General features: G+C 70.4%; 1 protein-coding gene. It reads left to right on the top strand.

Annotation, left to right across the window (positions count from 1 at the left end; all coding sequences use genetic code 11):
* Positions 1-453: DNA polymerase III delta subunit-related protein (locus AC5RUJ_RS18375; RefSeq protein WP_494156533.1), on the top strand; the 453-nt coding region annotated here is incomplete at both ends.

Genomic DNA, 453 nt, shown 5'->3' with positions numbered 1-453 from the left:
AGCAACGCCGCCAAGTCCTTCGCCGCGGCGCTGTTGTGCGACCACGCGGATCCGGCCGAACGCGGCTGCGGGGCCTGCCATGCCTGCCGCACGGTGCTGGCCGGTTCCAATGCCGATGCCACCCTGGTGGCCACCGAGAACGTGACGTTCTCCATTCAGGAGATGCGCGAACTGGTCGGCAAGGCGCAGGACAAGCCGTCCTCGGGGCGCTGGCGCGTGATCATCATCGAGGACGCGGATCGGATGACCGAGCGCACCACCAATGTGCTGCTCAAGGCCATCGAGGAACCGCCCCCGCGGACCATCTGGATCCTGTGCACGCCCAGCCCTGCGGACGTCCTGGTGACCATCCGCTCGCGCTGCCGCCCGGTCAGCCTGCGCATTCCGCCGCCCGACGACGTCGCCGCCCTCCTGGTCCGCCGGGACGGCGCGGATCCCGAGCTGGCCGGCTTC

It is taken from the genome of Arthrobacter sp. Y3223164 (assembly GCF_059091005.1).
The sequence above is the reverse complement of the archived record's forward strand: the minus strand, read 5'-3'. Positions and strand labels throughout refer to the sequence as shown.